This window comes from Psychrilyobacter atlanticus DSM 19335 (assembly GCF_000426625.1).
In the GTDB taxonomy this organism is placed as follows: domain Bacteria; phylum Fusobacteriota; class Fusobacteriia; order Fusobacteriales; family Fusobacteriaceae; genus Psychrilyobacter; species Psychrilyobacter atlanticus.
This window is the reverse complement of record NZ_AUFS01000005.1, coordinates 40030-66042: the sequence shown is the minus strand read 5'-3', so window position 1 is coordinate 66042 and position 26013 is coordinate 40030. Positions and strand designations below refer to the sequence as shown.

Genomic DNA, 26013 nt, shown 5'->3' with positions numbered 1-26013 from the left:
GAAAGCAGTTTAATATTACTGCGCCACTATAATTTGTTTGAGAGATGGAGGGACGCAGAAGGGTATGTGCGCAGACTGTTGGATATGTCTGTGTAGCATGTAGGATGGAACCGCAGAAATCCACGTTTAGATCTGAGTTGATCGGTTTGTAATGACACGAGGTCAAATCCACGCTGCGAGAAAGCTTCATGAGATTATAGTGCCGTACCGTAAACCGACACGGTGTTAGGATGAGACATCTAGGGTACAGCTAACTCTCGCTAAGGAACTCGCAAATGGCCCTACTTCGGAGAAGGCTGCCATTAATGATGAAACACGCGTTCTGACTTGTGGCGCAGTAGATATTCGACAACTGCTTTGCAATTCGGCTCTACGCTGAATCCTAGCCATCGGCTAAACGCGTCACCATGGCCCTTCTCCCGAGTAGGCCATGCAGAGCCTTAGCGAAGTTAGCTGACGCCTTGATTTCCATCCTAACCACGGTCGTTACGGTACGGGACTTAATCTCATAGAGCTTTCTCGCGCGTGGATTTGCACTTCGTGTTCATTACACACTCCGATCACCTCAGATCTAAACGTGGATTTCTGCGGTTCATCCTACATGCTACACGACATATCAACAGTCTGCGCACATACCTTCTGCTCTCATCTCTCAAACAAATTTAGTGCGCAGTAAATTAACGCTTTCATTGCCTACGCAATCTAGCCTCGGTTAGGTCCGCTTCCAGAGGCAAGCTTACTCTGGAACCTTGTTTCGGCGAGAGGATCTCACCCCTTCTCGCACTCATTCCTGCATTCTCACTCCGATACTCGATGTTACCCTTACCTTACGGCCTACGAACGCTCTCCTACCAGTCTACACATGGTTCTTTCAGTAATCTCCCGTACCGCGCAAGACTCTCGCCTAGCTATTACGCACTTTAAATGTTGGCTGCTTCTAGATCCTGGTGTTTCAGATCCACCTCTTTCCACTTAGATAATTTGGACCTTAGTGGGTCTGGCTGTATGCTTACCCATAGTCTCACTCCTGATCTCTTGAAATATGGTATTCGGAGTTTGATTGATTTCGCTAAGCAATATGCCCGCTAGACCATTCAGTGCTCTACCCCCATATTTAAACAATCAAGGCTGCACCTAAATGCATTTCGGAGAGAACGAGCTATCTCCTGGTTCGATTGGCTTTTCACCCCTATACCTACCTCATCCCCCGGCTTTTCAACGACGGTGGGTTCAGACCTCCACTGTGTCTTACCACAGCTTCATCTTGGACAGGCATAGATCACCAGGTTTCGCGTCTACAACCAACGACTAATTCGCCCTATTCAGACTCGGTTTCCCTTCGGCTCCGTTATACTTAACCTCGCCATTGATCGTAACTCGCAGGATCATTCTCCAAAAGGCACGCCATCACACGCCCGAAGGCTCTGCTCTGACCGCTTGTAAGCACACGGTTTCAGGTTCTATTTCACTCCCCTCCCGGGGTTCTTTTCACCTTTCCCTCACGGTACTATTCACTATCGGTTAGTAAGAGTATTTAGCCTTACGAGATATGGTCCTCGCTGATTCACACAGGGTTTCTCGTGTCCCGTGCTACTTGGGATTACAATGACTCTCTAATCTAAGTTCCCTATACAGGACTATCACCTTCTACGGTTGAACTTTCCAGTTCATTCTAGTACCTTGATTAGTCAAGCGCAGACTTTGCAGATCTGCTACTTTGTATCCCACTACCCCCAACAAGCAACGCCTGCATGCTATCACACTTGTTCGGTTTGGGCTCTTCCCCGTTCGCTCGCCGCTACTTAGGGAATCGTTTTTACTTTCTCTTCCTCGGATTACTTATATGTTTCAGTTCATCCGGTTCCCGTTTCCACACTAGTTCTTCAAACTAGTAGGTTTACCCATTCGGAAATCTAAGACTATTACGCTCAATTGCAGCTTGTCTTAGCTTATCGCAGCTTATCACGTCCTTCATCGGCTCTTACTACCAAGGCATTCTCCGTGCGCCCTTAATTTCTTAACCTATTATTAAAATAGAATTTTAATATTTTTTGCTTAATTTGTTTTTAGAATTTTTGAAATCTAATTTACGTTCAGTTATTTCTAACTCTTCGTTAATTATCGTTATGCTCTCACATAACTTGAAGATCTAATAAAATTGTTAATTTATTATTTCATTACTATATAGTTTTCAATGTCCAACTGGTATTTTCTCTCAAAAAAAGAGAACATTACCAAATAAATAGAGAAAGAGACGTGTAAATATTCTTTATATAGATCAGTAAACTGATCTCATAAAGTGCTCCTTAGAAAGGAGGTGATCCATCCGCACCTTCCGGTACGGATACCTTGTTACGACTTCACCCCAATCGCTAATCACACCTTAGGAACATCCCTCCATAAATGGTTAGGCCTGCTACTTTAGGTGCAACCAACTCTCGTGGTGTGACGGGCGGTGTGTACAAGACCCGAGAACGTATTCACCGCGACATTGCTGATTCGCGATTACTAGCGATTCCAACTTCACGCAGTCGAGTTGCAGACTGCGATCCGAACTAAGATTGGCTTTCTGAGATTTGCTCCACCTCGCGGTATTGCTGCTCTCTGTACCAACCATTGTAGCACGTGTGTAGCCCAGCACATAAGGGGCATGATGACTTGACGTCATCCCCACCTTCCTCCTGCTCGTCGCAGGCAGTCTCGCATGAGTCCCCAACTTAATGATGGTAACATACGATAGGGGTTGCGCTCGTTGCGGGACTTAACCCAACATCTCACGACACGAGCTGACGACAGCCATGCACCACCTGTATCAACGTTCCACCGAAGCGGCACCAAGTCATCTCTGACGAGTTCGTTGTATGTCAAGTGCTGGTAAGGTTCCTCGCGTTGCGTCGAATTAAACCACATGCTCCACCGCTTGTGCGGGTCCCCGTCAATTCCTTTGAGTTTCACACTTGCGTGCGTACTCCCCAGGCGGTTCACTTATCGCGTTAGCTTCGGCACAGAGGTTCGACCCCCTACACCCAGTGAACATCGTTTACGGCGTGGACTACCAGGGTATCTAATCCTGTTCGCTCCCCACGCTTTCGAGCTTTAGCGTCAGTATCTGTCCAGTGAGCTGTCTTCACTATCGGCATTCCTACAAATATCTACGAATTTCACCTCTACACTTGTAGTTCCGCCCACCTCTCCAGTACTCTAGCCTGCCAGTTTCAAACGCAATACGGAGTTGAGCCCCGCATTTTCACATCTGACTTAACAAGCCGCCTAGACTCGCTTTACGCCCAATAATTCCGGATAACGCTTGCGACATACGTATTACCGCGGCTGCTGGCACGTATTTAGCCGTCGCTTCTTCTGGTGGTACCGTCACTTTCTTCTTCCCACCTGAAAGCACTTTACAATCCGAAGACCTTCATCGTGCACACAGAATTGCTGGATCAGACTTTTGGTCCATTGTCCAATATTCCCCACTGCTGCCTCCCGTAGGAGTAAGGGCCGTGTCTCAGTCCCCTTGTGGCCGTTCACCCTCTCAGGCCGGCTATCCATCGTCGGCTTGGTAGGCCATTACCCTACCAACTACCTAATGGAACGCAAAGTTCTCCTTCAGCGCATATAGCTTTCATAAGTCCTTGATGCCAAGGTCTCATAATATCCGGTATTAGCTAACCTTTCGATTAGTTGTCCCAGTCTGAAGGGCAAATTCTTTACGCGTTACTCACCCGTCCGCCACCGTACTATCTTCCGAAGAAGAATTCCAGTCGACTTGCATGTGTTAAGCATTCTGTCAGCGTTCATCCTGAGCCAGGATCAAACTCTACATTCAAATTTATATCCTAACTTCATAAATGAAGTTTAGCTATCTATTAAAAGATAATTTTTTTTATAGTGGTTCATTCCACTGTACACCTTAATCGATTGTTTAAAACAAAGTTTTAAACGACAATTGAGTTTTTAATTTACACTTTCTTTCTCTATTTAATTGCTAATGTCCTATTAAATGTCTCGCTTCAAGTCGCTTTCGCTTTCCCTTGCGGACAAGAAGAAGTATACCGTGTTTACAAGTTTCCGTCAACACTTTTTTTGCTTTTTTATAAAGTTTTTCATTTTTTTTCTGATTTCTAATTAAAATTAAAAACGCCACCTCTAACTACCCTTGATTTTACTGAGTTAAAAAGTGAAAAACACATATGTTACAGGAGTAAAGAAAATTATATTTTTTTAATTATCAGTAACCTATTTTTCTTCTCGATATTTTATCCCTCAATACAATCTCTAAAAATTATAAACTCTTTATAGGATTCATAAAATAAATAAAAATCTCTTTTCTGTAATAGTCACACAGTTAAGAGATTTTTATTTTTCTATATTTATTTTAAGGAAAGAAAGAAATGAAAAAATATTACTATTTTCATTTGCTTATACCTATCAGACGCAGTGTGTTTCAAAAAAGTTTAAAATTTTTTGAAAATTAATCTACTTTCTGCAGCAAAACATCTTTTGATGGAATCTCTAACAAGTTCTTCTCCTTTCTTACTATAACTCCCTCATCTATAAATTCTTTTAGTACACGGGATAATGATGGCCTGGCAACACCAAACATTTGCGCTATCTCTTTCATAGAGTTTTTTAGAAGTACACAGTTATTTCTATTCATATTATTAAGAAGATAAGCTATCAATTTATTATTTATACTTTTATTAGTAAAAGAAAACCAAATTTTCTTGGATAAAAATTGAGTCTTATTACTTATTACTCCTAAATAGTTCTGTAACAACCTTTCATTCATCTGAAACATCTTTATAACCTCATTCTTAGATATATAGATTAATTCTGTATCTGACGATGCCACTACATCTACCGGGAACCTATTATCTTTTCCAAAAATAAATGCTCCTGCTAAAACACTCCCCTCTGCTAACCTATCAACCACAATAGAATCACCATTTAATTTTTGCATCTCGGTATAGACCTCTCCTTGAGCAACTATTATTAGATCTTCAATCTCATCTCCTCTGAATGCTGCAATTTCATTTTTATCTAGTTTTTTAACTTTATATTTTAACTCAATCAATAAAGCTTTTAAATTTTCTTCCTGTATATCCCTAAATATCTCTACATTTTTTAATTTTTCAAATATATCCATAACTAGTCCACCCCACTCTTTGATATTACTTCAAATATCATCCTAATATTTATAATTCATTATATATTAGATAAGGAATAAAATCCAATACCAAATATATTTTTAATAAAATATATTTTCGTAACCTATGTTACAGGTGATTTATATGTTTTTGTAGTATACTAAATCATAAAATAAAAAGTTGAGGTGACGAATAATGAATCATATAAAAAAAGAAATGACCTTAAAAGAAATTGTAAACACTTATCCAGAGACTGTTGAATTTTTCAATTCAAAGGGATTTAAGGGATTAGACAACAAAACTTTACTTAATACAATAGGAAAGATTACTATACAGAAAGCGTTAGAAGCAAAAAAAATTAATGTAGATACATTTTTAGAACTATTAAATGACATAATCGAGCAGGATAGAAATTCAGAAGATGTTAATTTAAGTAAAAAAATCAACGATGAAGGTGCCGTGTCTGTAATGGGACTCCTACCTTGCCCAGTAAAAAATCCACTTTTAGAAGGTTTAAAAAAATTCCAATCAGAAAGCGGAATGAAAATCAATCATGAATTAAAAGCTGCATCTAGTGGACTTGATTGGTTAAAAGAAGACGTTATAAAAGCTAATCATCCAGAAAAATTAGCAGATATGTTTATCTCTGCTGGATTTGACCTGTTTTTCGAAGATGAACTTATGGGTAAATTTAAACATGAAGGAATCTTTAAAGATATCACAGGGATGACAGAATACAACAAAGACTTCAACAATGAAAATATATCACTAAAAGATCCAGATGGAGATTATTCTATGTTGGCAGTGGTTCCAGCCGTATTTTTAGTAAATACAGATGCTTTAGGAGATAGACCTTTTCCAAAATCTTGGGCTGACCTATTAAAACCTGAATTTGAAAATTCAGTAAGTTTACCTATATCTGATTTCGATCTATTCAATGCAATCTTAATCAGTATCTATAAAAATTACGGAGAAGATGGAGTTAAAAAATTAGGGAAAACACTTTTACAAAATATGCATCCATCTCAAATGGTTAAATCAAATAAACTTAAAACAAATGTTCCAGCAGTAACAATCATGCCTTATTTCTTCACTAAGATGACTGGACAAGGTGGACCAATGGTAGCACAATGGCCAGAAGACGGTGCTGCACTTTCTCCAATATTTATGCTGACTAAAAAATCTAAGGAAAAAGAATTAAAACCTCTAGCAGATTTCTTTGCTTCTAAAGAGATCGGAGAGATCTTATCTCACCAAGGATTATTCCCAACTGTAAACCCCGAAGTTGAAAACAACTTAGGAGATAAAAAATTTATGTGGGTAGGATGGGACTATATAAAAAATAACGATATTGGATCTATCTTGAAACACTGTGAAAAATTATTTTTCGAAGAAACTAAAAAGTAAAATAAGGAGAGTATAAATCATGAATTTAATAACAGTATCTGGACCCCCTTCATCAGGGAAAACAGCTTTAATTATAAAAACAATAGAAAATTTAAAATCTAGAGGTGTCAAAGTAGGAGTCGTAAAATTCGACTGTTTATACACCGATGACGATATATTATATGAAAAAATTGGTGTCCCTGTAAAAAAAGGATTATCTGCATCACTTTGTCCCGACCACTATTTCGTAAGTAATATAGAGGAAGTAACTCAGTGGGGAATAAAGCAAGGGCTAGACCTTCTTATCACAGAGAGTGCCGGATTATGTAACAGATGTTCACCTTATATCCAAGATATAAAAGCCATCTGTGTTATCGACAATCTAAGTGGAATTAATACCCCTAAAAAAATCGGACCTATGTTAAAAACAGCAGACATTGTTGTAATCACAAAGGGAGATATAGTATCTCAAGCTGAAAGGGAAGTATTTATGTCTAGAGTTACATCTGTAAATCCTAGAGCCACAACTATGCATGTCAACGGATTAACCGGCCAGGGTGCATATGAATTTTCAACTCTTATCTATAGTAAAGACGAAGAGTTAAAAACTTTAAAAGGAAAAAAATTGAGATTCTCTATGCCTTCTGCTCTATGTTCTTATTGTTTAGGAGAGACTAGAATAGGTGAAGAACATCAAATGGGTAACGTCAGAAAAATAAATTTGGAGGATAACAATGATTAATAAAAATACAGTAGATAATAAAACCGTTGCAGAATTACTTGATCTATACCCTTTCATCGAAGATTTTTTGACCGATCACCTTATCGATTTAGACGATGCTAAAGATACTACACTTATTACACATCTTAATCTTTTAGATCCAGAGGTTTTAGAAGAAAAAGCGATCATCCCAAATGAACTAGTCGATTCATTTATCATTTTCACCAATCAAATGATAGATTTTTTAGGAGTCGAAGAGGATAAAGGTGTTCAAAGCATCACTCTAAAGCCTGGATTTAACAAATATAAGGAAGCGGAAACTTTTAACGAATTAACTATAAATAAAGGTGAGATAATAGCCATCGTTGGTCCTACTGGAAGTGGAAAAAGTAGATTATTAGCCGATATTGAATGGGGAGCTAACGCTGATACTCCTACAAATAGAACTGTTCTTATCGACGGTAAAGCTATGGATATTCAAAGTAGATTTTCCAGCAACAACAAGTTAGTAGCACAACTGTCACAAAATATGAACTTTGTCATGGACCTTAGTGTAGAAGAGTTTGTCGAACTCCACGCCAAAAGTAGAATGGTAGAAAACGAAAAAGAAATTATAGAGAAAATATTTAATAAAGCCAATGAACTAGCTGGAGAAAAATTCTCTTTAGATACTCCTATCACCAGTCTTAGTGGTGGTCAATCTAGAGCTCTTATGATTGCTGACGTTGCTATCTTAAGTAAATCACCAATTGTACTTATAGATGAGATAGAAAATGCCGGTATCGACAGAAAGAAAGCACTGGATCTATTAGTAGGAGAAGAAAAGATAGTTCTTATGGCTACCCATGACCCTATCCTGGCTCTTATGGGGGACAAAAGAATCATCATCAGTAATGGTGGAATCGATAAAGTTATGGAGATAACAACCGAAGAAAAAGCTATCTTACACAAATTAGAGTCTTTGGATGAAGTTATCCAAGGAATGAGAACTAAACTTAGATATGGCCAAGAATTAGAAGCAAACTTTGAAATAATAAAAAATTAGGAGGGAAAATATGCACGATGGATGTAATGGAAGTTTTGAAAATGGAAAACAAGTAGTTGATAAGGTAAGAATGATGGGATTCAGTCAACAATCTATGCCTATCCCAGCAGTTTTTAAGTGCCACGAATGCAACGAGGAAATAACAATGGTAACTATGGAATATACTTGCCCTCACTGTGGTATGGTATATGCAGTAACTCCTTGTCATGCTTTTGATATCAACAATATTATGGCAGCAGGAAAAAATTACTAATTTTTTTCTATAGAAGCATTAAACACTAGAGATGGAACGATATCGTTCCATCTTTTTCATTGTTTTTTATAACGTGTTGCAACAATTAATGGTATTTTTAAAATTGAGTTCATTACTTACTTATTGAAAATTTGAGCAAATAATTGAAGTTTATCTAAAACCAAAAATCATCTTATCAAATAAAAAAGGGTTTAGAAAAAATAAAATTTTCCGAACCCTTTTTCATTATTCAACCTGTTTTATCACAACTTTTTTCAATCTCTTTTTAATTTTTTCTTTATATTCCTCAGTTAATTCTTCTCCATTTTTTATAACTATAGTTTTAACTACATCTCTATCATTTAACTCTTTTAACGATTTATAAGAAACCGAGTCATAAGCGGATACATCCATACTACCATCTAAAAACACTATTAAATCTGCATCTTCACGCATCACATAAAAGTCAACTATTTTAGAAGTTTTTAAAAACTTCTCATCTTCTGAAATTTGTAAAAAAGCTTCTATTGGAAGATGTCTTACAACCCTTGTAGTCCCATCTTCATACCTTACTTTTATATTTCTAGTCCTGATCTTTATATCATCTTTTAACCCAGATAACAATTCTGTTCTTACATCCTGTACACTATTCACTTTAATTTTACTCATATAACCCCTCCTTATTTTACATCTATAGTAAAACACTTAGAACTATTTCGCTTTATCTTTTTGAATTAATTATTCACTTTCTCATCTAATTTTTTTCCTGATTTAAATTTAATTAATTTTTTTGCAGCAATAGTGATCTCTTTTCCAGTTTGAGGATTTCTTCCTTTTCTTTCTTCTCTTTCAGCCACCTTAAACTTTCCCCACCCTGTAAAATTCACTTCTTTTCCAGAAGTTAGCAACTCTCCTATAAGATCCATGAAGGCATTTAAATTTGTTTCGGCTTCCACTTTAGTTTTAAAAGTTCCCTTTTCTTTATAAAGAGAAATAAATTCTTTTTTATTTACAACTAACTTCTCTTCCACTTTTTCAACTGTGTAGAAACACCTTTTAGGAGAAATAATTTTTTCTTCCTTTTTCAAGGCTTTTAGAGCTTTGGTAACTTCCTTACTGTCAACCTTCAAAATCTTAGCGATATCCCCAGTCTTTAGTGGCTCAGATTTAACTAACAACTTTAAAATTTTTTCCTTCATAGGTTCATCCTCCATTTTTTTATATTTTAATACAATTATACCTCCATTTTACTCAATTGCAAGGGAAAAATAAAAATAATTTATTAGTTGTTATTTCAGTAAAATAAGTATATAGTTATATTACGTAATACTAATGTTTTAGGAGGAATTTTATGGAAAATTTATATGATTTAATTATATTAGGTGCTGGTCCTGCTGGTCTATCTGCCGGTCTTTATGGTGCCAGAGGAATGATGAAAACACTAATAATAGAGAAAAACATGCTTGTAGGAGGTCAAATTTCCACGACATCTGAAATAGAAAATTATCCCGGAGGAATGATATCTGAATCAGGCACAGAACTTACAATGAGGATGAAAAACCAAGCTGTAAATTTTGGATGTGAATTTAAGACTGATACTATCATCGATCTTGATTTAGAATCCAATATAAAAACTCTAACTGGAGAATCAGGAACAATTTATAAATCCAAATCTATTATCCTAGCTACTGGAGCATCTCCTAGATTAGTTGGTGCCCCCGGAGAAAAAGAATATACTGGTAGAGGAGTTTCATATTGTGCTACCTGTGATGGGTTTTTCGTAAGAGATTTAGAGGTCTTTGTCATCGGTGGTGGAGATACCGCAGTAGAGGAAGCTATCTTCTTAACTAAGTTCGCTAAAAAAGTAAATATAGTTCATAGAAGAGATAAGTTAAGAGCTGCCAAATCTATCCAAGAAAAGGCATTTAAAAACGAAAAAATAAACTTTTTTTGGGATACTGTAGTAGAAGAAATGAAGGGAGATCCTATTAGAGGTCTTGAAAGTATCGTTTTAAAGAATAAGATAACTGGAGAAATCACAGAACATAGCGGAGGAGATAAGCCAATCGGCGTATTTGTTCTAGTTGGAAATGTTCCAAACACTGAATTACTCAAAGACAAACTGGTAGTTAATCCTGGTGGATTCTTGATTACAGATGAAAAAACTCTAAATGTAAAACTTTCTTCTACTGGAGATAATTTAGAAGGTGTATATGCTACAGGTGACTGCAGAGAAAAATTATTATATCAGGTTATAACTGCTTCTGCTGATGGTGCTATAGCTGCTGTAGTCAGTGAGAAATATGTAGAAGAAAAATTTAACTAATATATCTATAATTTTAGTTGTATTATAGTCTAAACCGTATTAAAATACATTAATGTTTTATGACCTATTGAATATATGGGTCATAATCATATTTAAATTTATTTAAAGAGGTGGAGTATGAAAAAATTATTATTGATAGGACTGTTAGTAGGAACTGCTACTACAGCTATGGCAGACAAGTATATAGAAACAAGAATCGGATTAAATGGTTTTGGTACGTATAACCATGATAACTCCAGCACTGTTTACAAAGAGAAAACTTCTGGTGTAGGAGTAGATTTTGCAGCGGAGATCATGAACTCTGTAAATGACAACCTATATCTAGGTGCAGGTATCGCATACCAGATTAACCAAGAAAATAAAAATGCAAATGATCCTTTATTCAAATCTGTCCCAGTTTATGGTGCGTTAAAATATAAAATTGGATATTTAGGGGACTCTTCTTGGGAAACTTTCCTTAAAGCTAATTTAGGTTACTCATTTAATATGAAAGATGGAGGAGATCACACTCCTAAAGATGGATTATACTATGCCCTTGGTGGCGGAGTAGAAAATGATGGAGTAGTATTGGAAGTTTCATATCAAGACACCCATTCTAAGGTACATAAAACAAACTATGATTATTCTAGATGGACATTTGGAATTGGTTATAGATTTAGATAAAAAACAAAAAGGTAGTTAACCAGTAAAATACTGGTTAACTACCTTTTTTAATCAAAAGTTTATTTTACATTTTTTAAGATTACCGCTGTTCCCATTCCTCCACCGATACAAAGGGATGCCAGACCAAAGTTTACCTCTCTTTTTTTCATCTCATGAATAAGAGTTGTGGTAATCCTATTCCCACTTGCTCCTACAGGATGTCCCAAAGCTATAGCTCCTCCATTTACATTAGTTTTATCACTAAACCAATCTAGAGTCACATCATATTGTCTGGTTAATTCTGTCATCACACCAAGAGATTGTGCTGCAAAAGCTTCATTTAATTCTAATAATTCCATCTCTTTTAGCGTCATCCCAGCTTTTTTTAAAGCATTATTTACAGCAGGAACTGGTCCCATCCCCATAATAGACGGGTCCACTCCGCCCTGTCCAGTGGCCACTATCTCAACCAAAGGAGTCAAGTTATATTTTTTTACTGCTTCCTCTGAAGCCACCAACATCACACTGGCTCCATCATTTATTCCTGAAGCATTCCCTGCTGTAACTGTTCCATCTTTTTTAAAGATAGTTTTTAATTTTCCTAATTTTTCTAAACTTGTTTTTCTATTTGGATGTTCATCGGTATCAAAAACTATAGTTTCCCTTCTAGACTTTACCTCAATAGGTACGATCTCATCTTTAAATCTACCACTGTCTACAGCAGCTATAGCTCTTTTTTGAGATTCTATAGCAAAGGCATCTTGAGATTCTTTAGATAAATTGTATTTCTCGGCTATGTTTTCAGCTGTCACTCCCATATGGTATCCTTTGAAAGCATCCGTAAGAGCATCAAAAACCATATGATCTATAGTTTTAAAATCTCCCATTCTATGCCCAGATCTAGCCGATTCAGGAATTAAGTATGGTGCTGTAGACATAGATTCTACTCCTCCAGCCATTATCAAATTAGCTTCCCCAGATTTTATAGCATTATATGCTAACATTACAGTTTTCATCCCGCTTCCACAGATTATATTCACTGTGTATGCTGGAACCTCTACTGGAACTCCACCATCTATAGCAGCCTGTCTCCCTACTCCCTGTCCCTGTCCAGCTGAAAGTACATTCCCCAAGATTACTTCATCTATATTTTTAGGATCTATCTTAGTTTCTTCAATTATATTTTTTATAACTGTTCCGCCTAATTGTGCGGCTTTTAGACCACTTAAACTTCCCATAAATCCACCTACTGCAGTTCTCTTAGCTGAAACTATATATACCTTTGACATATCAACACCCCTTATAAAAATTCCCACTAGCTATAAAGTGAATTTTATAACTACTTTTCATTTTTTTTTACCTATAATCTCATTCCACCATTTGTGCTGAGAGTATGACCAGTTACATAACTGGCATCATCACTTGCTAAAAATAATGCTACCTTTGCTACTTCTTCTGGTTGACCTAATCTACCTAACATTGTTTTTTTAGCAAATTTATCCAATAAGTCTTGAGGAACAGTCTTTAATATATCTGTCATTACATAGCCTGGAGCTATTGCATTTACCCTTACTGCTGCACCTTTTCTAGCAAATTCTTTTGCCCATGTTTTAGTCAGACCAATAACTCCTGCCTTAGTAGCTGCATAGTTAGCCTGACCTACATTTCCAAACTCTCCTACTACCGATGAAATATTGATTATAGATCCTGATCCTGTAGTCATCATGTGAGGTCCTACAAATTTAGTTAAATTAAATACCCCTTTTAAATTAACATCTATTACCATATTCCACATGTCATCCGTAATCTTATGAGTAAGTGCATCTCTAGTTATCCCTGCATTATTTACTAAAACATCTATCTTTCCATATTTTTCCAATACAAAATTAAATAATGTCTCACAACCTTTTGGATCAGTCACATTAAGTTTGTATCCCTCAACATTTTCTGCTGCATAAGTTAAGTCTCCCATATCTGCCGCTATTACCTTTGCTCCATTTTTAGCAAATAATTTAGACATTTCAGCACCTATTCCATTAGCTCCACCAGTTACTACACACACTTTTCCTTCTAATCTCATTTTTTACCCCCTCTTTTAATTTTTCTTCAACACTAATATATACTATAGTTTTCCTACTTTATAAACATTTTACAATACTTTTTTCTGGAACCATTCTATAATTAAGAATACATACGCTTCTTTTCTTTTTTGAGAACTAATTCAATAAACAATAGAATATTACCACCATTTTCCAACTTAGTCAACAATAAAACTTTTGAAAAAGTACATATAACTGTAATTAAATAGTACATATAAACTATTTTTATTTACACTATAACGAAATATTATAAATTAATAATTTTATTCCATAAAACATACCTCCCAACTTTTAATGAGTGACTATTCAAAAAAATAACTTTTTTTCAAAAAAAATATTGACATCAGCAATAAAAAGTTATATAAACTTAGTAATAAATAATTTTTTTATAATAAAAGTGAAAAAAATAACTTTTTGTAACAAAAGGGGGGCATAAATTGAATTTTGGATTGAACGAAGAATACAAAATATTGGAAAAGATGATCAGTGAGTTCACAGAGAGAGAAGTTAAACCTATAGCTGGTGAGATCGATGAAGAGGAAAGATTTCCAGTTGAAACAGTGGAAAAAATGAGAAAATTAGGACTTTTCGGTATTCCTATCGCTAAAGAATATGGTGGAGAAGGTGGAGATAACCTAATGTATTCTATGGTAGTAGAAGAACTTTCTAAAGCTTGTGGAACTACAGGTGTAATTATATCTGCACATACATCACTTGGAATGGCTCCTATCTATGAATTTGGTACAGAGGAACAAAAACAAAGATATTTACCTAAGATGTGTAGCGGTGAATGGCTTGGAGCATTTGGATTAACTGAACCAAATGCAGGAACTGATGCTGCTGGACAACAGACTACTGCCTATTTAGATGAAGAAACTAATGAGTGGGTACTTAATGGTTCTAAGATATTTATTACCAATGCCGGGTATGCACATGTTTATGTTATATTTGCTATGACCGATAAATCTAAAGGATTAAAGGGAATCACTGCATTTATTGTAGAAGCAGATAGAGATGGATTCAGTATTGGAAAGAAAGAGAAAAAATTAGGAATAAAAGCCTCAGCTACATGCGAACTTATATTTGAAGATTGCAGAATCCCTAAAGAAAATCTATTAGGAGCTGTTGGAAAAGGATTTAAAATAGCTATGATGACCCTTGATGGTGGACGTATCGGTATAGCTTCTCAAGCACTTGGAATTGCTCAAGGTGCATTGGATGAAACTGTAAAATATGTAAAGGAAAGAGCTCAATTTGGAAGAACAATTTCTAAATTCCAAAACACTCAATTCCAATTGGCTGATATGGATACAAAAGTAGAAGCTTCTAGATTATTAGTAAGAAAAGCTGCTGCAAAAAAAGATAAAAAAGAAAGATATTCTGTAGAAGCTGCCATGGCAAAATTATTTGCTGCTGAAACAGCTATGGAAGTAACTACAAAAGCTGTTCAACTTCATGGAGGATATGGTTATACGAGAGACTATCCTGTAGAAAGAATGATGAGAGATGCCAAGATAACTGAGATATATGAGGGAACTTCTGAAGTTCAAAAAATGGTAATAGCAGGAAGTTTATTAAAATAATTAAAATATAAAAATGGGGGATTTTATGAATATAGTAGTTTGTATAAAACAGGTACCAGATACCACAGAAATCAGATTAGATCCAATCAAGGGAACATTGATTAGAGATGGCGTTCCTAGTATTATAAATCCAGATGATAAAGCAGGTTTAGAGGAAGCTCTAAAACTAAAAGATCTTCATGGAGCACATATCACAGCAATCACAATGGGACCTCCCCAAGCAGAACAAGTTCTTAAAGAAGCTTTTTCAATGGGTGTAGATAAAGGAATATTATTAACAGATAGAAAATTTGCAGGAGCAGATTCATTAGCAACTTCAAATGCTTTAGCTGGTGCACTAAAAAAATTAGATTTTGATGTAGTAATCACAGGAAGACAGGCTATTGATGGAGACACAGCACAGGTTGGTCCGCAATTAGCAGAACATTTAGGATTACCTCAAATGTCATATGTAAAAGAGATGGATATCGTAGGTGAAAATTTAGTTAGAGTTAAAAGGGGAGTAGAAGATGGTTACCAACTATTAGAAGCAGAAACTCCTTGTGTTCTTACTATATTATCTGAAGCTAACAACCCAAGATATATGTCTGTGTCTAAAATAATAGAGGCAGTTAGAGAGAAAAAAATAGAGGTTTGGGATACTAGTATGATCGATATCGACTTAGAAGTTCTTGGACTTGCTGGTTCTCCTACAAAGGTAAAAAAATCATTTACTAAGGGAGCAAAAACAGCTGGTAAAATTCATGAAGTTACACCACAAGAAGCTGTTACAATTATTGTAGACAAATTAAAAGAAAATTTCATTATATAGGTAGGGGGAACTATGAATTTAAACGAATATAAAGGCGTATATGTATTTATAGAACAAAAATCTAGGGAGATTCAAAACGTTTCCCTCGAACTATTAGGTAGAGGTAGAGGGCTTGCCGATACATTAGAAGAGGAATTAGTAGCAGTATTTTTAGGAAATGAGATTAAAGATCAGTGTCAGGATCTTATTTCTCATGGAGCAGATAGGGTAATCTATGTAGATCATCCTCAATTAGATAGATATTTAACTGAACCATATGCCCAGGCACTTGATGCTATCTCAAAATTTGAAAAGCCAAACATAATTTTAATCGGTGCTACTTCTACAGGAAGAGACCTGGCTCCTAGAGTATCTGCTAGATTATCTACAGGACTTACAGCAGACTGTACATCTCTTGAGATCTCAGAAGAAAGAGAATTACTTATGACACGTCCTGCTTTCGGTGGAAACTTAATGGCAACTATTGTCTGCCCAGATCATAGACCACAGATGTCTAGTGTTAGACCTGGAGTAATGCAGAAATTAGCTGTAGACAACACTAGAACTGGAGAAATCATAGAATTTGGTGTAAACTTTGATGAAAGTAAGTTCAAAGTAAGACTTATTGAAGAGGTAAAGGAAGCTAAAGAATTAGTAAAAATTGAAGATGCACATGTCTTAGTTTCAGGTGGTCGTGGTGTTGGAACAGCTGAAAACTTTAAGAACTTAGAGAAATTAGCTGACAATATCGGTGCTACAGTTTCTAGTTCTCGTGCCATGGTAGACTTAGGAGTTATGGGTCACGATAGACAAGTAGGACAGACTGGAAAAACAGTTAGACCGGATATCTACTTTGCATTGGGAATTTCTGGAGCTATCCAGCATATTGCCGGGATGGAAGAATCTGAATATATTATAGCTATAAACAAAGACAAGGGAGCTCCTATATTCAATAATGCAGACCTTGGTATTGTGGGAGACGTTAATAAAATCTTACCACTTTTAAACAATGAAATCAGTAAATTAGCTGAAAAAAAAGCATAATCAAACACTTAGCATGAAGGAAAAAGACCATGGACAAAATTAATTGTTTATGGTCTTTTCTTTCGTGTTATAATAGAGAGAATATGTAAGTATTAATTGGTAATAAAATAAATCGCTATTGGAGGAAATATGAAAAAAAAGACTAAACAGAAAATTATAGATTCAGCCATTGATCTTTTTTCAAAAGATTCATATGGAAAAGTTTCAATAGCTCAAATCTGTAAAAATGCAAAAATTTCAAATGGTATAATATATAACTATTTTAGAAATAAGGAGGAGTTATTCACATATCTTTTGGAAGAAACCAGTAACAGAATAGAAGAACAATTTAAAAGTATCGAAGGAGATAATCTTCAAGCTAGAATGGAAAATTTTATCCTTTTAAACTTTGATATAACCAAGAAAGAATTTCCCCTTATTAGGGTTTATCGTGAAGGACAGTATAAATTTATAGAGTATGAACAAAAACTCAGAAAAGTTTATATAGAAGCACTAAAAACTGTTTATGGAAGAGAACTAAAGGAGTTAGAATACCTTTTCATAATGTCAGGTATAAGATATATCAATGTTAATTTTGTAAAAAGAGGCCTCGAGATAGATGAAAAGTTTTTAGCTCGGATCTTACTCCATGGTTTTTTTAATGAGAGTGATCTAAAAGTAGAAACTTTTGAAGATATGGATTTTTATTTGAGAGTTTTGTTCAATAGTGGCAATAAAAAACACAAACTTTTAGAAGTTGGAGAAAAACTTTTTGGCGAGACAAATTATTATAAAGTTACCATAAATGATATTGCTGGAGAAGCTCAGATAGGTGTAGGAAGCTTTTACCACTTCTATGAAAATAAAGAGATATTTTTGAGGGAGATTGTTGAAAATTTAAAGAGAACAACTCTCCATTTTCTAAAAGACAATATTCAGAATAATTTTTCTGAAAATGAGACCCATATACTATTTCTCTATCTATTGCTGGAATTTTATGGTCGATCACCTCATAAATATGAGCTCTTAAGAAGGTCTGAATTTATAGCTGAAGATATGGTTATAGATTATAACCATTCCTTGGATGAACTTTATATAAAAACCATGGAAGATCTTCCCTATAACTTTGAGGAAAAGAGAATAATATCATCTGTTCTATTAGGAGTGGCTCATTATATGGGAATAGAATTTTTCTTCACACAGAATATCAAAGATAAAGGTGAATTTTTAAAAGCGATGAAAGGGTACTTTGCAAATGGATTGGCAGAATAATTAAGATGTTAACATTAACCATATAAATAAAAGAAGTAAAATTCAGTCACTGAGTTTACAAAGAGTAAAATTCAGAATTACACAGAAAAAAATTCTATGAATCTCTGATTTAAAGCTCTGTAATCTCTGTGTCTAAAAATAATAATTTAAAAAACGAAGGAGAACAAAAGAATGAAATTAATAGTAGGACTGGGAAACCCAGGAAGTAAGTATGATAAGACAAGACATAATATCGGATTCGATGTAATCGATTATTTAGCAGAAGAATTAGGAGTAACTAACTTTAGAGATAAGTTTAATGGTGATCTTGGAGAAGCTACTGTCGATGGGGAAAAGGTTTTTCTACTCAAACCTATGACATTTATGAACCTCAGTGGAGATTCAATCAGAGAGGTAGTAAAATTCTATAAACTGGATCCTGTCGAAGATCTTATAGTTATCTATGATGACATGGACATTACACTGGGTAAACTTAAAATCAAGAAAAAAGGAAGAGCCGGTGGACATAACGGAGTTAAATCTATTATTTCCCACCTTGGAGAGGAGTTTATCAGGATAAAATGCGGAATCGGAAAACCTAAAAGGACTGAGGAAGTTATAAACTTTGTTTTAGATACATTTAGTAAAAAAGATAGAACTGAGGAAATCGAACCTCTTATAGAAACTGCTTCTAAAGCAGCTAAATCTATGATTACTGCCAAAAGTATCGACAGAGTTATCGAAAAATTTAATAGAAAATAATCTAGGAGTATTTAATGAAATTACAAAAAAAATATATTGCAGGATTAGCCATCTTCGCCTGCCTACTCTGGTCCACTGCATTTGCAGGAGTTAAGATCGGATTTGAATATATGCCAAAACCATTTACATTTGCAGGGCTCAGATTTACCTTAGCAGGACTTATCTTGATCCCTTTTGCCTGGAAAAGAGATAGTTTTAGCCAGCTGTTTCTCCATAGAAAGGTAATCACATATGTCGTTTTTCTCAATACTGCTGTGGGATATGCACTTTACTATATAGCCATGAGTTATGTAGGAGGAGCTACTGCTGCTATCGTTATTGGATCGGGGCCGCTTATCACAGCTGTTATGACTCACTTTACCATGGCTGATGACAAAATGGATAGATACAAAGGTTTGAGTATATTACTAGGATTGACAGGAATAGTTGTTATCATGGTGAACTCCAAACCTCTTACACCAGTTGGACAGAAGGAAGTTTTTGGAATTCTGCTGCTTTTAGCTAATTCTACCCTTACTAGTTTTGCCAATATAAAGGTAGCCCAGATAAAAAAAGGAATTTCAGGAGTATTTCTAACTACCAATCAAATGTTATGGGGAGGACTTATCCTTTTGGGAATGGGAAGAGTTTTCGAAGGAGAAATTCAATTGAACCAGCCAGTTAATTTTTATATAGCTTTAGTTTGGCTGGCATTGGTCTCAGCTGTAGCTTTCTCTATCTGGTTTTTCTTAATCCAGGTAGATGGAGTTAAAGTATCAGAATTAAATATGTTTAAGTTCTTTGTTCCTGTTTCAGGAGCAATTATCAGTTGGAGCATCTTACCCAATGAATCTCCTAACCTTATCTCATTTATTGGAATGGGATGTGTCTTTGGAGCACTCATAGTAAATCATAAATTTTCAAAAAAATAGTAAAGGAGAAGCAATCAGCTTCTCCTTTTTTATTTCTTAATATTTTTAGATAAAAAAATAGTTAGATCACATAGTGATCTAACTATTTATAATTGAATTATACTAATTCGATTATTGCCATTGGTGAAGAGTCTCCTCTTCTGATACCAGTTTTCATAATTCTAGTATATCCACCTTTTCTTTCAGTGTACTTAGGAGCTACTTCAGCAAATAACTTTGCTACAGTATCTTTGTCTCTTAAGAATGCAAGTGCTCTTCTTCTTGACGCTAAGTCTCCTTTTTTACCTAAAGTAACCATTCTTTCAGCAAACTTTCTTAATTCCTTTGCTCTAGTTACAGTTGTTTCTATTCTTTCTTCATTTATTAAAGAGATAGTTAAGTTCATTAACATAGCTTTTCTATGGTCTGATCTTCTACCTAACTTTCTATATGATTTATTATGATTCATTTTTAAGCTAGCCTCCTTTGCTTATAAGATTAATTAGAGGTATTGTTACCCTGTAAGTCAAATCCTAATTCTCTCATTTTGTCTAAAATTTCATCTAATGATTTTCTTCCTAAGTTCTTGATCTTTAACAATTCAGTTAATCCCATCTCAGAAAGTTGACCAACATCTTCAATTCCAGCCTTTTTAAGACAATTGAATGATCTTACAGTAAGATCTAACTCCTCAATTTTAGTTCCTGCTACATTGTTTTCAACAACAGCTGTTGCAGGCTCATCATTTAACTCTTCTTCATCTTGGTCTCTTAAGCTATCCATTCTGTCACCAATCTCTAGGAATGGGTTCAAGTGGAAACTTAAAAGCTCAACTGCATATGAAATTGCATCTCTGATTTCAACACTTCCATCAGTTGCAACATTTAATGTTAATTTATCAAAATCAGTTTGTCTTCCTACCATAGTATCTTCTACAGCGTAAGAAACTTTTTTGATTGGAGTATATATTGCATCAACTGCGATATACTCTACAGACCAGTCTGTGTTGTCAATCTCATCTGCAACTACAAAACCTTCTCCAGTATCAACAATAAATTCCATATCTACTTTTCTGTCAGTCGTAACTGTACAGATAACATGATCAGGATTTATTACTTCGATACCAGCATCAGGAATGATGTCAGCAGCTGTAACAACTCTTGGCCCTTCTATTGATAATGTCATTTTTTTCTCACCAGGCTCATCGGCTTTAACGATAATCTCCTTAACATTAAGGACAATATCAGTTACAGCTTCTTTAACGCCTTCCATAGTAGAAAATTCATTTAAAACACCGTCAATTCTTACACCTTTAATAGCTGTTCCTGGAATAGATGATAATAACACTCTTCTAAGTGCATTACCAATCGTATTCCCATAACCTCTATATAATGGCTCCACTACATAGCTTCCACCAAATTCACTAGTTTTTTCTTCTGTAATGTTTATATTTCTTGCTAATTTTTCGATCTTTAACATTGAATCACTCCTACATAAAATTTTGTGCTCTCAAAACTTATTATCTTGAGTAGAATTCTACGATTAATGCTTCATTTAATTCGAAGTCCATATCGTCTTTTGTAGGGTTTTGTAAGATTTTTCCAGCAAAGTTAGCTTTATCTAATTCAATCCATGAAGGAGCGTTAGCTTCCTCAATTGCAGATTTGATAAGCTCAACATTTTTTGAATTTTCTATAACTGCTACAACATCTCCAGCTTTAACTCTGTAAGACGCGATATTTACTTTTCTTCCATTTACAGAAACATGTCCATGAGATACAATTTGTCTAGCTTGTCTTCTAGTTGAAACAAACCCCATTCTGTATACTACATTTTCTAATCTTCTCTCTAAATATTGAATTAAGTTAAGACCAGTTACTCCGTCTTTTCTTGATGCTTCTTCATATAACTTTCTGAATTGCTTTTCCATTACAGCATATACGAATTTCGCTTTTTGCTTCTCTCTTAATTGAATAGCATATTCAGTTGGTTTTTGATTTGCATTTGGTCTAGGACCTCTGTTTGATTTTTTATTTATACCTAAAACTATTGGATCCAATCCAAGAGCTCTACATCTCTTTAATACAGGCTGTCTATTAATTGCCATTGACCTATATCCTCCTTTATTTCTTATTTTAACTCCGATAATCAGAATTCGTTTTATCTACGATAATTTTGAATAAGTGAACTACACTCTTCTCTTTTTAGGTGGTCTACATCCATTATGTGGAACTGGTGTAGCATCAACAATTTTTGATACTTCTAATCCAGCTGCTTGTAATGATCTGATAGTAGCTTCTCTTCCAGAACCAGGTCCCTTCACTCTTACTTCTACCTTTTTCATTCCATGCTCCATAGCTGCTTTAGCTACTTCTTCCGCTGCTATTTGAGCTGCGAATGGAGTTCCTTTTTTAGTATTCTTGAATCCTGAAGTTCCTCCAGATTTCCAAGCTACAACTCTTCCTTCAGTATCTGTGATAGCGATGATAGTGTTGTTAAAAGTTGAATGTATATGAGCTATTCCTAAAGGAATATTCTTTAATTTCTTCTTAGTTTTAACTGCGCCTCTTTTCTTAGCCAAGTTAACTCCTCCTTACTTAAATTTTTCTATATAATTAGATTTATTATTATTATTATTTCTTATTAACTGCTTTCTTTGGTCCTTTAACAGTTCTTGCATTAGTTTTAGACTTTTGCCCTCTTACAGGTAAGTTTGCTCTATGTCTAGAACCTCTGTAACATCTGATGTCTAATAATCTCTTGATATCAAGTCTGATGTCTTTTCTTAAGTCACCCTCAACTTTAATTCCGTCAACTATAGCTCTGATCTTGTTTAATTCTTCTTCAGTCATATCTTTAACTCTAACATCAAAACTGATTCCAGCTTCCGTTAAAACTCTTTCTGAAGTTGTTTGTCCGATTCCAAAGACATAAGTTAATGCGATTACGATTCTCTTATTTCTAGGGATATCTACTCCTGCTACTCTTGCCACGTATTTTCCTCCTCGTTTACTTTATATATCGCTTGGTATAATAACCAGCTAAACACTTTCCTCGACATGCCTTTTGATTACTCCGAATTTTCACCCAAAAGTACCGCCCCTACGGGTCAACATATCTTTACAGTACGCGTTTTTCAAATGTGTGTTGCTTTCAATTACCCTTGAACTTGCTTGTGCTTAGGATTAGATTTACAGATTACTCTGATCTTTCCGTGTCTTTTGATGACTTTACACTTATCGCAAATAGGCTTTACTGATGCTCTTACTTTCATTTGAAACCTCCTCTCACAAAAAAATTATTTTTTTCTGTAAACAATTCTCCCTCTTGATAAATCATAAGGTGAAACTTGAACTAATACCTTATCTCCAGGTAAGATTCTAATGTAATGCATTCTCATCTTTCCTGATATGTGACCTAAAATCACATGTCCGTTCTCTAATTCTACTTTAAACATAGCATTAGGTAACGTTTCAAGTATTACTCCTTCTAATTCTATTACGTCTTGTTTCGCCATACTTCCTCCTCGAAACTTATTGTTAATACCGAATTATTATATCATAAGTCACACAAGAAGTCTACTTTTTATTTTTGTTTTGCTCTATTTTTTTTAGTTTCCAACAAAGATAAAAATATTGTTCTACAGTTCTGTTGCTATATTGTTCAAAAACTCTATTTTACTAGGTTAGATCTAATATTTGTAATCAAAAATTTATTTTTCATATCTACTTAAAACTAGTGGTTTTCCATCTACAATAGCCACTGAATGTTCGAAATGTGCACTTCTTTTTCCATCCTTAGTTACAGCCGTCCAACCATCATCTAGAATTCCTACCTTATAAGATCCTGAATTCACCATAGGCTCTATAGCGATTACCATTCCTTCTTCTAGTTTTATTCCTCTGCCTTTTCTACCAAAATTCATTACCATAGGATCTTCATGCATAGAATGCCCTACTCCGTGGCCGCAAAAATCTCTTACTACTGTAAATTTATTTTTCTTTACGTGAGCTTCAATTGCGTTTCCTAAATCTCCTAATCTGTTTCCAGCATAACATTGTTCAATTCCTATTTCTAAAGCTTCCTTCGTTACTTCTAATAACTTTTTAGACTCCTCATCGATCTCTCCTACAGGAAATGTAATAGCCGAATCTCCATAATAACCATCTAGGTTAGTTACAGTGTCAACACTGATTATATCTCCCTCTTGTAAGATTCTGTTTCCAGGAATCCCGTGCACTACCTCTTCGTTTACAGATAAACAAGAACCTGCTGGATAAGCATTTTGTGGTCCTCCTACACCTATAGTTGCAGGAATTGCCCCTTGGCTTCTAATATAATCTTCTATAATTACATTTAGCTCATTTGTTGATACTCCTGGGACTATCTTACTAGGTAATATTTCATTGTATAATCTAGCAATTATTTGGTTTGCTGCCTTTATCTTTTCTATCTCTTCTCTTGTTTTAATTGTTATTGACATCTTATCCTCCTTGCACTCTCTTCTTTAAATATTAAATATAATAAAATGAGAGTTAACTCTTAATTGCTATCTAATAAAAAAGGTGAGCCACCTCACCTTTTTTAGATAACTTTATCCTAATATTTTAAATATATCTTCCTTTACTTCTGAAACATCTTTTGTTCCGTCTACTTCTGCCATTACTCCTCTAGTTGTATAGAAATCAAATAATGGTGCAGTTTGAGCATGGTATGAAGCTAATCTATTTACAACAGTCTCAGCTGTATCATCTTTTCTTATGATTAATGCTTCTCCACAGTAGTCACAGATATCTGTAGTTTTAGGAGCGTTGAACTCAACATGGAAAGATGCTCCACATTTAGGACATACTCTTCTTCCAGTAATTCTATCTACAATTAGATCATCAGGAACATTTAGAGATATTACTCTATCCAATGATATTTTCATATCTTCCATTAACTTTTCTAATGCCTCTGCTTGAGGTATTGTTCTAGGGAATCCATCTAAGATAAATCCTTCTGTACAATCTTTTTCAGCTAATCTATCTCTTATTATTCCGATGATAGTTGAATCAGGTACTAACTTCCCTTCATCCATAAATTTCTTCGCTTCTAATCCCATCTCTGTTCCAGCTTTTATAGCTGCTCTCAAGATATCTCCTGTTGAGATTTGAGGTATATCGTATTTCTCTATTAGAAATTTTGCTTGCGTACCTTTACCGGCACCAGGTGCTCCAAATAACATGATATTCATTGAATAATCACTCCTTAAATTTATTATATTTTACAGGGCATTATACTATATATCTGTTATTTTTAACACCCCTTTATTTTCTCTTCCCCAACTTTTACCTTACCTTTATTTTACTAATTTATCAATTGACTTTACCTTGGCTGTATTCTTTTATTACTTCTATTATATCTGCACTGCAGCATACACCTTTTGGGTTATTTTCCTGACAATTTGAATTTTTCATAGCCCTGTCACCTCTATAACTTCCTTGAAAGTTTTGGCACCTCCAAATACAGCAGTAACTATGTCTTCTTTGGTTACCTTGTCACAATAACAGATATATTCATACATCTTTTTCTCTATAGGAGTTTTTATTTTTTAGTTACACACAAATGCTATTTTCATCTCCTGCACCCCTTTTTTTATTGTGATAATAATAGTTTATTATACATCTATTCTATATACAATAAAATCTAAAATTTAATCGAATAAATATTCCTTGCTTTTATGATTAAAATATCTTAATATATAAGCAAATAATTATTTAGTTAAATACTTAAGGAGGAATTTTATGAATAACATTGATTTTCAAGCTCGAATATTCAAAGCTTTAGGTCACCCGTTAAGATTAAAGATCTTAAAAAAATTAGTAGATGGGGAACTTTGTGTATGCAAATTAGTAGATGATACTGAATTTACCCAGGCAAATCTATCTCAGCATCTAAAAATTCTCAGTAATGCAGGTCTGATTGTTAAAAGAAAGGAAGGGAACTATTCCCACTATCGTATATCAGATGATAAAACTATCGATCTTTTGAGGAACTGTGAAGATCTAGCTACCAACTATATCAAAAAACTTTTATAACTAGCGATCCTCATCTAACTTTTCCTTAACTAA

The 26013-nt window shown here is 34.9% G+C and carries 28 protein-coding genes, 1 rRNA gene and 1 other annotated feature; of the genes, 13 read left to right on the top strand and 16 right to left on the bottom strand.

Annotated elements, in window-relative coordinates; all coding sequences use genetic code 11:
• Positions 1 to 389 precede the first annotated feature (389 nt).
• Positions 390 to 2023 (bottom strand) — a sequence feature (23S ribosomal RNA rRNA prediction is too short).
• A gap of 287 nt (positions 2024 to 2310) precedes the next feature.
• Together K337_RS0100300 and K337_RS17365 are read right to left on the bottom strand one after the other, a co-directional pair.
• Positions 2311 to 3829, bottom strand: a 16S ribosomal RNA gene (locus tag K337_RS0100300).
• 645 nt (positions 3830 to 4474) lie between these two features.
• Positions 4475 to 5149, bottom strand: a complete 675-nt coding sequence (locus tag K337_RS17365; RefSeq protein ID WP_037028989.1) for a Crp/Fnr family transcriptional regulator — start codon at positions 5147 to 5149, stop codon at positions 4475 to 4477.
• Between the two features lie 196 nt (positions 5150 to 5345).
• Here K337_RS17365 and K337_RS0100290 point away from each other — a divergent pair, with 196 nt between their 5' ends.
• The 4 genes from K337_RS0100290 to K337_RS0100275 all read left to right on the top strand — a co-directional run bounded on the left by K337_RS0100290 (position 5346) and on the right by K337_RS0100275 (position 8555).
• Positions 5346 to 6557 (top strand): ABC transporter substrate-binding protein, encoded by a 1212-nt coding sequence (locus tag K337_RS0100290; RefSeq protein WP_028854843.1) that lies wholly within the window; start codon positions 5346 to 5348, stop codon positions 6555 to 6557.
• A 19-nt stretch (positions 6558 to 6576) separates the two neighbouring features.
• Positions 6577 to 7278 carry a GTP-binding protein gene (locus tag K337_RS0100285; protein ID WP_028854842.1) on the top strand — a complete coding sequence of 234 codons (702 nt, stop codon included), beginning with the start codon at positions 6577 to 6579 and terminating at the stop codon, positions 7276 to 7278.
• Between the two features lie 211 nt (positions 7279 to 7489).
• The gene (locus tag K337_RS0100280; protein WP_245584858.1) at positions 7490 to 8302 is read left to right on the top strand and encodes an ATP-binding cassette domain-containing protein; all 813 of its coding nucleotides are present in this window, start codon (positions 7490 to 7492) and stop codon (positions 8300 to 8302) included.
• Between the two features lie 10 nt (positions 8303 to 8312).
• Entirely contained in the window at positions 8313 to 8555 is a 243-nt protein-coding gene (locus K337_RS0100275; protein WP_028854840.1) for a hypothetical protein, read from the top strand.
• Between the two features lie 225 nt (positions 8556 to 8780).
• Here K337_RS0100275 and K337_RS0100270 read toward each other — a convergent pair whose 3' ends face one another.
• Together K337_RS0100270 and K337_RS20445 are read right to left on the bottom strand one after the other, a co-directional pair.
• A complete protein-coding gene (locus K337_RS0100270; RefSeq protein ID WP_028854839.1) occupies positions 8781 to 9203 on the bottom strand; it encodes a hypothetical protein in 423 nt (140 codons plus the stop codon).
• Positions 9204 to 9268: 65 nt separating this feature from the next.
• A complete protein-coding gene (locus K337_RS20445; protein WP_084140750.1) occupies positions 9269 to 9733 on the bottom strand; it encodes an HU family DNA-binding protein in 465 nt (154 codons plus the stop codon).
• A 152-nt stretch (positions 9734 to 9885) separates the two neighbouring features.
• Between K337_RS20445 and K337_RS0100260 the strand changes: the two genes are divergently transcribed.
• Positions 9886 to 10860 carry an NAD(P)/FAD-dependent oxidoreductase gene (locus tag K337_RS0100260; protein WP_028854837.1) on the top strand — a complete coding sequence of 325 codons (975 nt, stop codon included), beginning with the start codon at positions 9886 to 9888 and terminating at the stop codon, positions 10858 to 10860.
• Positions 10861 to 10977: 117 nt separating this feature from the next.
• A complete protein-coding gene (locus K337_RS0100255; RefSeq protein ID WP_028854836.1) occupies positions 10978 to 11523 on the top strand; it encodes an outer membrane beta-barrel protein in 546 nt (181 codons plus the stop codon).
• A 59-nt stretch (positions 11524 to 11582) separates the two neighbouring features.
• Here K337_RS0100255 and K337_RS0100250 read toward each other — a convergent pair whose 3' ends face one another.
• Together K337_RS0100250 and fabG are read right to left on the bottom strand one after the other, a co-directional pair.
• On the bottom strand, positions 11583 to 12791 hold the full coding sequence (locus K337_RS0100250) for an acetyl-CoA C-acetyltransferase (protein WP_028854835.1): 1209 nt from the start codon (positions 12789 to 12791) through the stop codon (positions 11583 to 11585).
• Positions 12792 to 12862: 71 nt separating this feature from the next.
• Entirely contained in the window at positions 12863 to 13582 is a 720-nt protein-coding gene (gene fabG / locus K337_RS0100245; protein WP_028854834.1) for a 3-oxoacyl-ACP reductase FabG, read from the bottom strand.
• A 456-nt stretch (positions 13583 to 14038) separates the two neighbouring features.
• Here fabG and K337_RS0100240 point away from each other — a divergent pair, with 456 nt between their 5' ends.
• The 6 genes from K337_RS0100240 (at position 14039) to K337_RS0100215 (ending at position 19921) form a co-directional block, all read left to right on the top strand.
• Positions 14039 to 15184, top strand: coding sequence for an acyl-CoA dehydrogenase (locus tag K337_RS0100240; protein WP_028854833.1), 1146 nt, complete (start codon positions 14039 to 14041; stop codon positions 15182 to 15184).
• A 25-nt stretch (positions 15185 to 15209) separates the two neighbouring features.
• Positions 15210 to 15995 (top strand): electron transfer flavoprotein subunit beta/FixA family protein, encoded by a 786-nt coding sequence (locus K337_RS0100235; protein ID WP_028854832.1) that lies wholly within the window; start codon positions 15210 to 15212, stop codon positions 15993 to 15995.
• A 12-nt stretch (positions 15996 to 16007) separates the two neighbouring features.
• Complete coding sequence (locus K337_RS0100230; protein ID WP_028854831.1) at positions 16008 to 17018, top strand: electron transfer flavoprotein subunit alpha/FixB family protein; 1011 nt, start codon at positions 16008 to 16010, stop codon at positions 17016 to 17018.
• A gap of 129 nt (positions 17019 to 17147) precedes the next feature.
• The gene (locus K337_RS0100225) at positions 17148 to 18269 is read left to right on the top strand and encodes a TetR/AcrR family transcriptional regulator (RefSeq protein WP_028854830.1); all 1122 of its coding nucleotides are present in this window, start codon (positions 17148 to 17150) and stop codon (positions 18267 to 18269) included.
• Between the two features lie 171 nt (positions 18270 to 18440).
• Positions 18441 to 19010: an aminoacyl-tRNA hydrolase gene (gene pth, locus K337_RS0100220; RefSeq protein ID WP_028854829.1), complete on the top strand. Its 570-nt coding sequence runs from the start codon at positions 18441 to 18443 to the stop codon at positions 19008 to 19010.
• Between the two features lie 14 nt (positions 19011 to 19024).
• Entirely contained in the window at positions 19025 to 19921 is an 897-nt protein-coding gene (locus K337_RS0100215) for a DMT family transporter (protein ID WP_028854828.1), read from the top strand.
• Between the two features lie 97 nt (positions 19922 to 20018).
• On the opposite strand, the gene rplQ is transcribed toward K337_RS0100215, so the two are convergent.
• The 10 genes from rplQ to K337_RS20230 form a co-directional block, all read right to left on the bottom strand.
• Positions 20019 to 20369, bottom strand: a complete 351-nt coding sequence (rplQ, locus tag K337_RS0100210) for a 50S ribosomal protein L17 (protein WP_028854827.1) — start codon at positions 20367 to 20369, stop codon at positions 20019 to 20021.
• A 29-nt stretch (positions 20370 to 20398) separates the two neighbouring features.
• Positions 20399 to 21379 carry a DNA-directed RNA polymerase subunit alpha gene (locus tag K337_RS0100205; protein WP_028854826.1) on the bottom strand — a complete coding sequence of 327 codons (981 nt, stop codon included), beginning with the start codon at positions 21377 to 21379 and terminating at the stop codon, positions 20399 to 20401.
• Between the two features lie 40 nt (positions 21380 to 21419).
• Positions 21420 to 22007, bottom strand: coding sequence for a 30S ribosomal protein S4 (rpsD, locus tag K337_RS0100200; RefSeq protein WP_028854825.1), 588 nt, complete (start codon positions 22005 to 22007; stop codon positions 21420 to 21422).
• An 81-nt stretch (positions 22008 to 22088) separates the two neighbouring features.
• Positions 22089 to 22481: a 30S ribosomal protein S11 gene (rpsK, locus tag K337_RS0100195; protein ID WP_028854824.1), complete on the bottom strand. Its 393-nt coding sequence runs from the start codon at positions 22479 to 22481 to the stop codon at positions 22089 to 22091.
• A 52-nt stretch (positions 22482 to 22533) separates the two neighbouring features.
• Positions 22534 to 22893 (bottom strand): 30S ribosomal protein S13, encoded by a 360-nt coding sequence (gene rpsM / locus K337_RS0100190; protein WP_028854823.1) that lies wholly within the window; start codon positions 22891 to 22893, stop codon positions 22534 to 22536.
• A 164-nt stretch (positions 22894 to 23057) separates the two neighbouring features.
• Positions 23058 to 23174, bottom strand: a complete 117-nt coding sequence (rpmJ, locus tag K337_RS0100185) for a 50S ribosomal protein L36 (protein WP_028854822.1) — start codon at positions 23172 to 23174, stop codon at positions 23058 to 23060.
• A gap of 24 nt (positions 23175 to 23198) precedes the next feature.
• Positions 23199 to 23417, bottom strand: coding sequence for a translation initiation factor IF-1 (gene infA, locus K337_RS0100180; RefSeq protein ID WP_028854821.1), 219 nt, complete (start codon positions 23415 to 23417; stop codon positions 23199 to 23201).
• A gap of 195 nt (positions 23418 to 23612) precedes the next feature.
• Positions 23613 to 24383 (bottom strand): type I methionyl aminopeptidase, encoded by a 771-nt coding sequence (map, locus tag K337_RS0100175; protein WP_037028984.1) that lies wholly within the window; start codon positions 24381 to 24383, stop codon positions 23613 to 23615.
• A gap of 111 nt (positions 24384 to 24494) precedes the next feature.
• A complete protein-coding gene (locus K337_RS0100170) occupies positions 24495 to 25136 on the bottom strand; it encodes an adenylate kinase (RefSeq protein WP_028854819.1) in 642 nt (213 codons plus the stop codon).
• Between the two features lie 219 nt (positions 25137 to 25355).
• Complete coding sequence (locus K337_RS20230; RefSeq protein WP_084140749.1) at positions 25356 to 25466, bottom strand: (2Fe-2S)-binding protein; 111 nt, start codon at positions 25464 to 25466, stop codon at positions 25356 to 25358.
• Between the two features lie 220 nt (positions 25467 to 25686).
• On the opposite strand from K337_RS20230, the gene K337_RS0100155 reads away from it, so the two are divergent.
• Positions 25687 to 25980 (top strand): ArsR/SmtB family transcription factor, encoded by a 294-nt coding sequence (locus K337_RS0100155; RefSeq protein WP_028854818.1) that lies wholly within the window; start codon positions 25687 to 25689, stop codon positions 25978 to 25980.
• Positions 25981 to 26013: the final 33 nt, after the last annotated feature.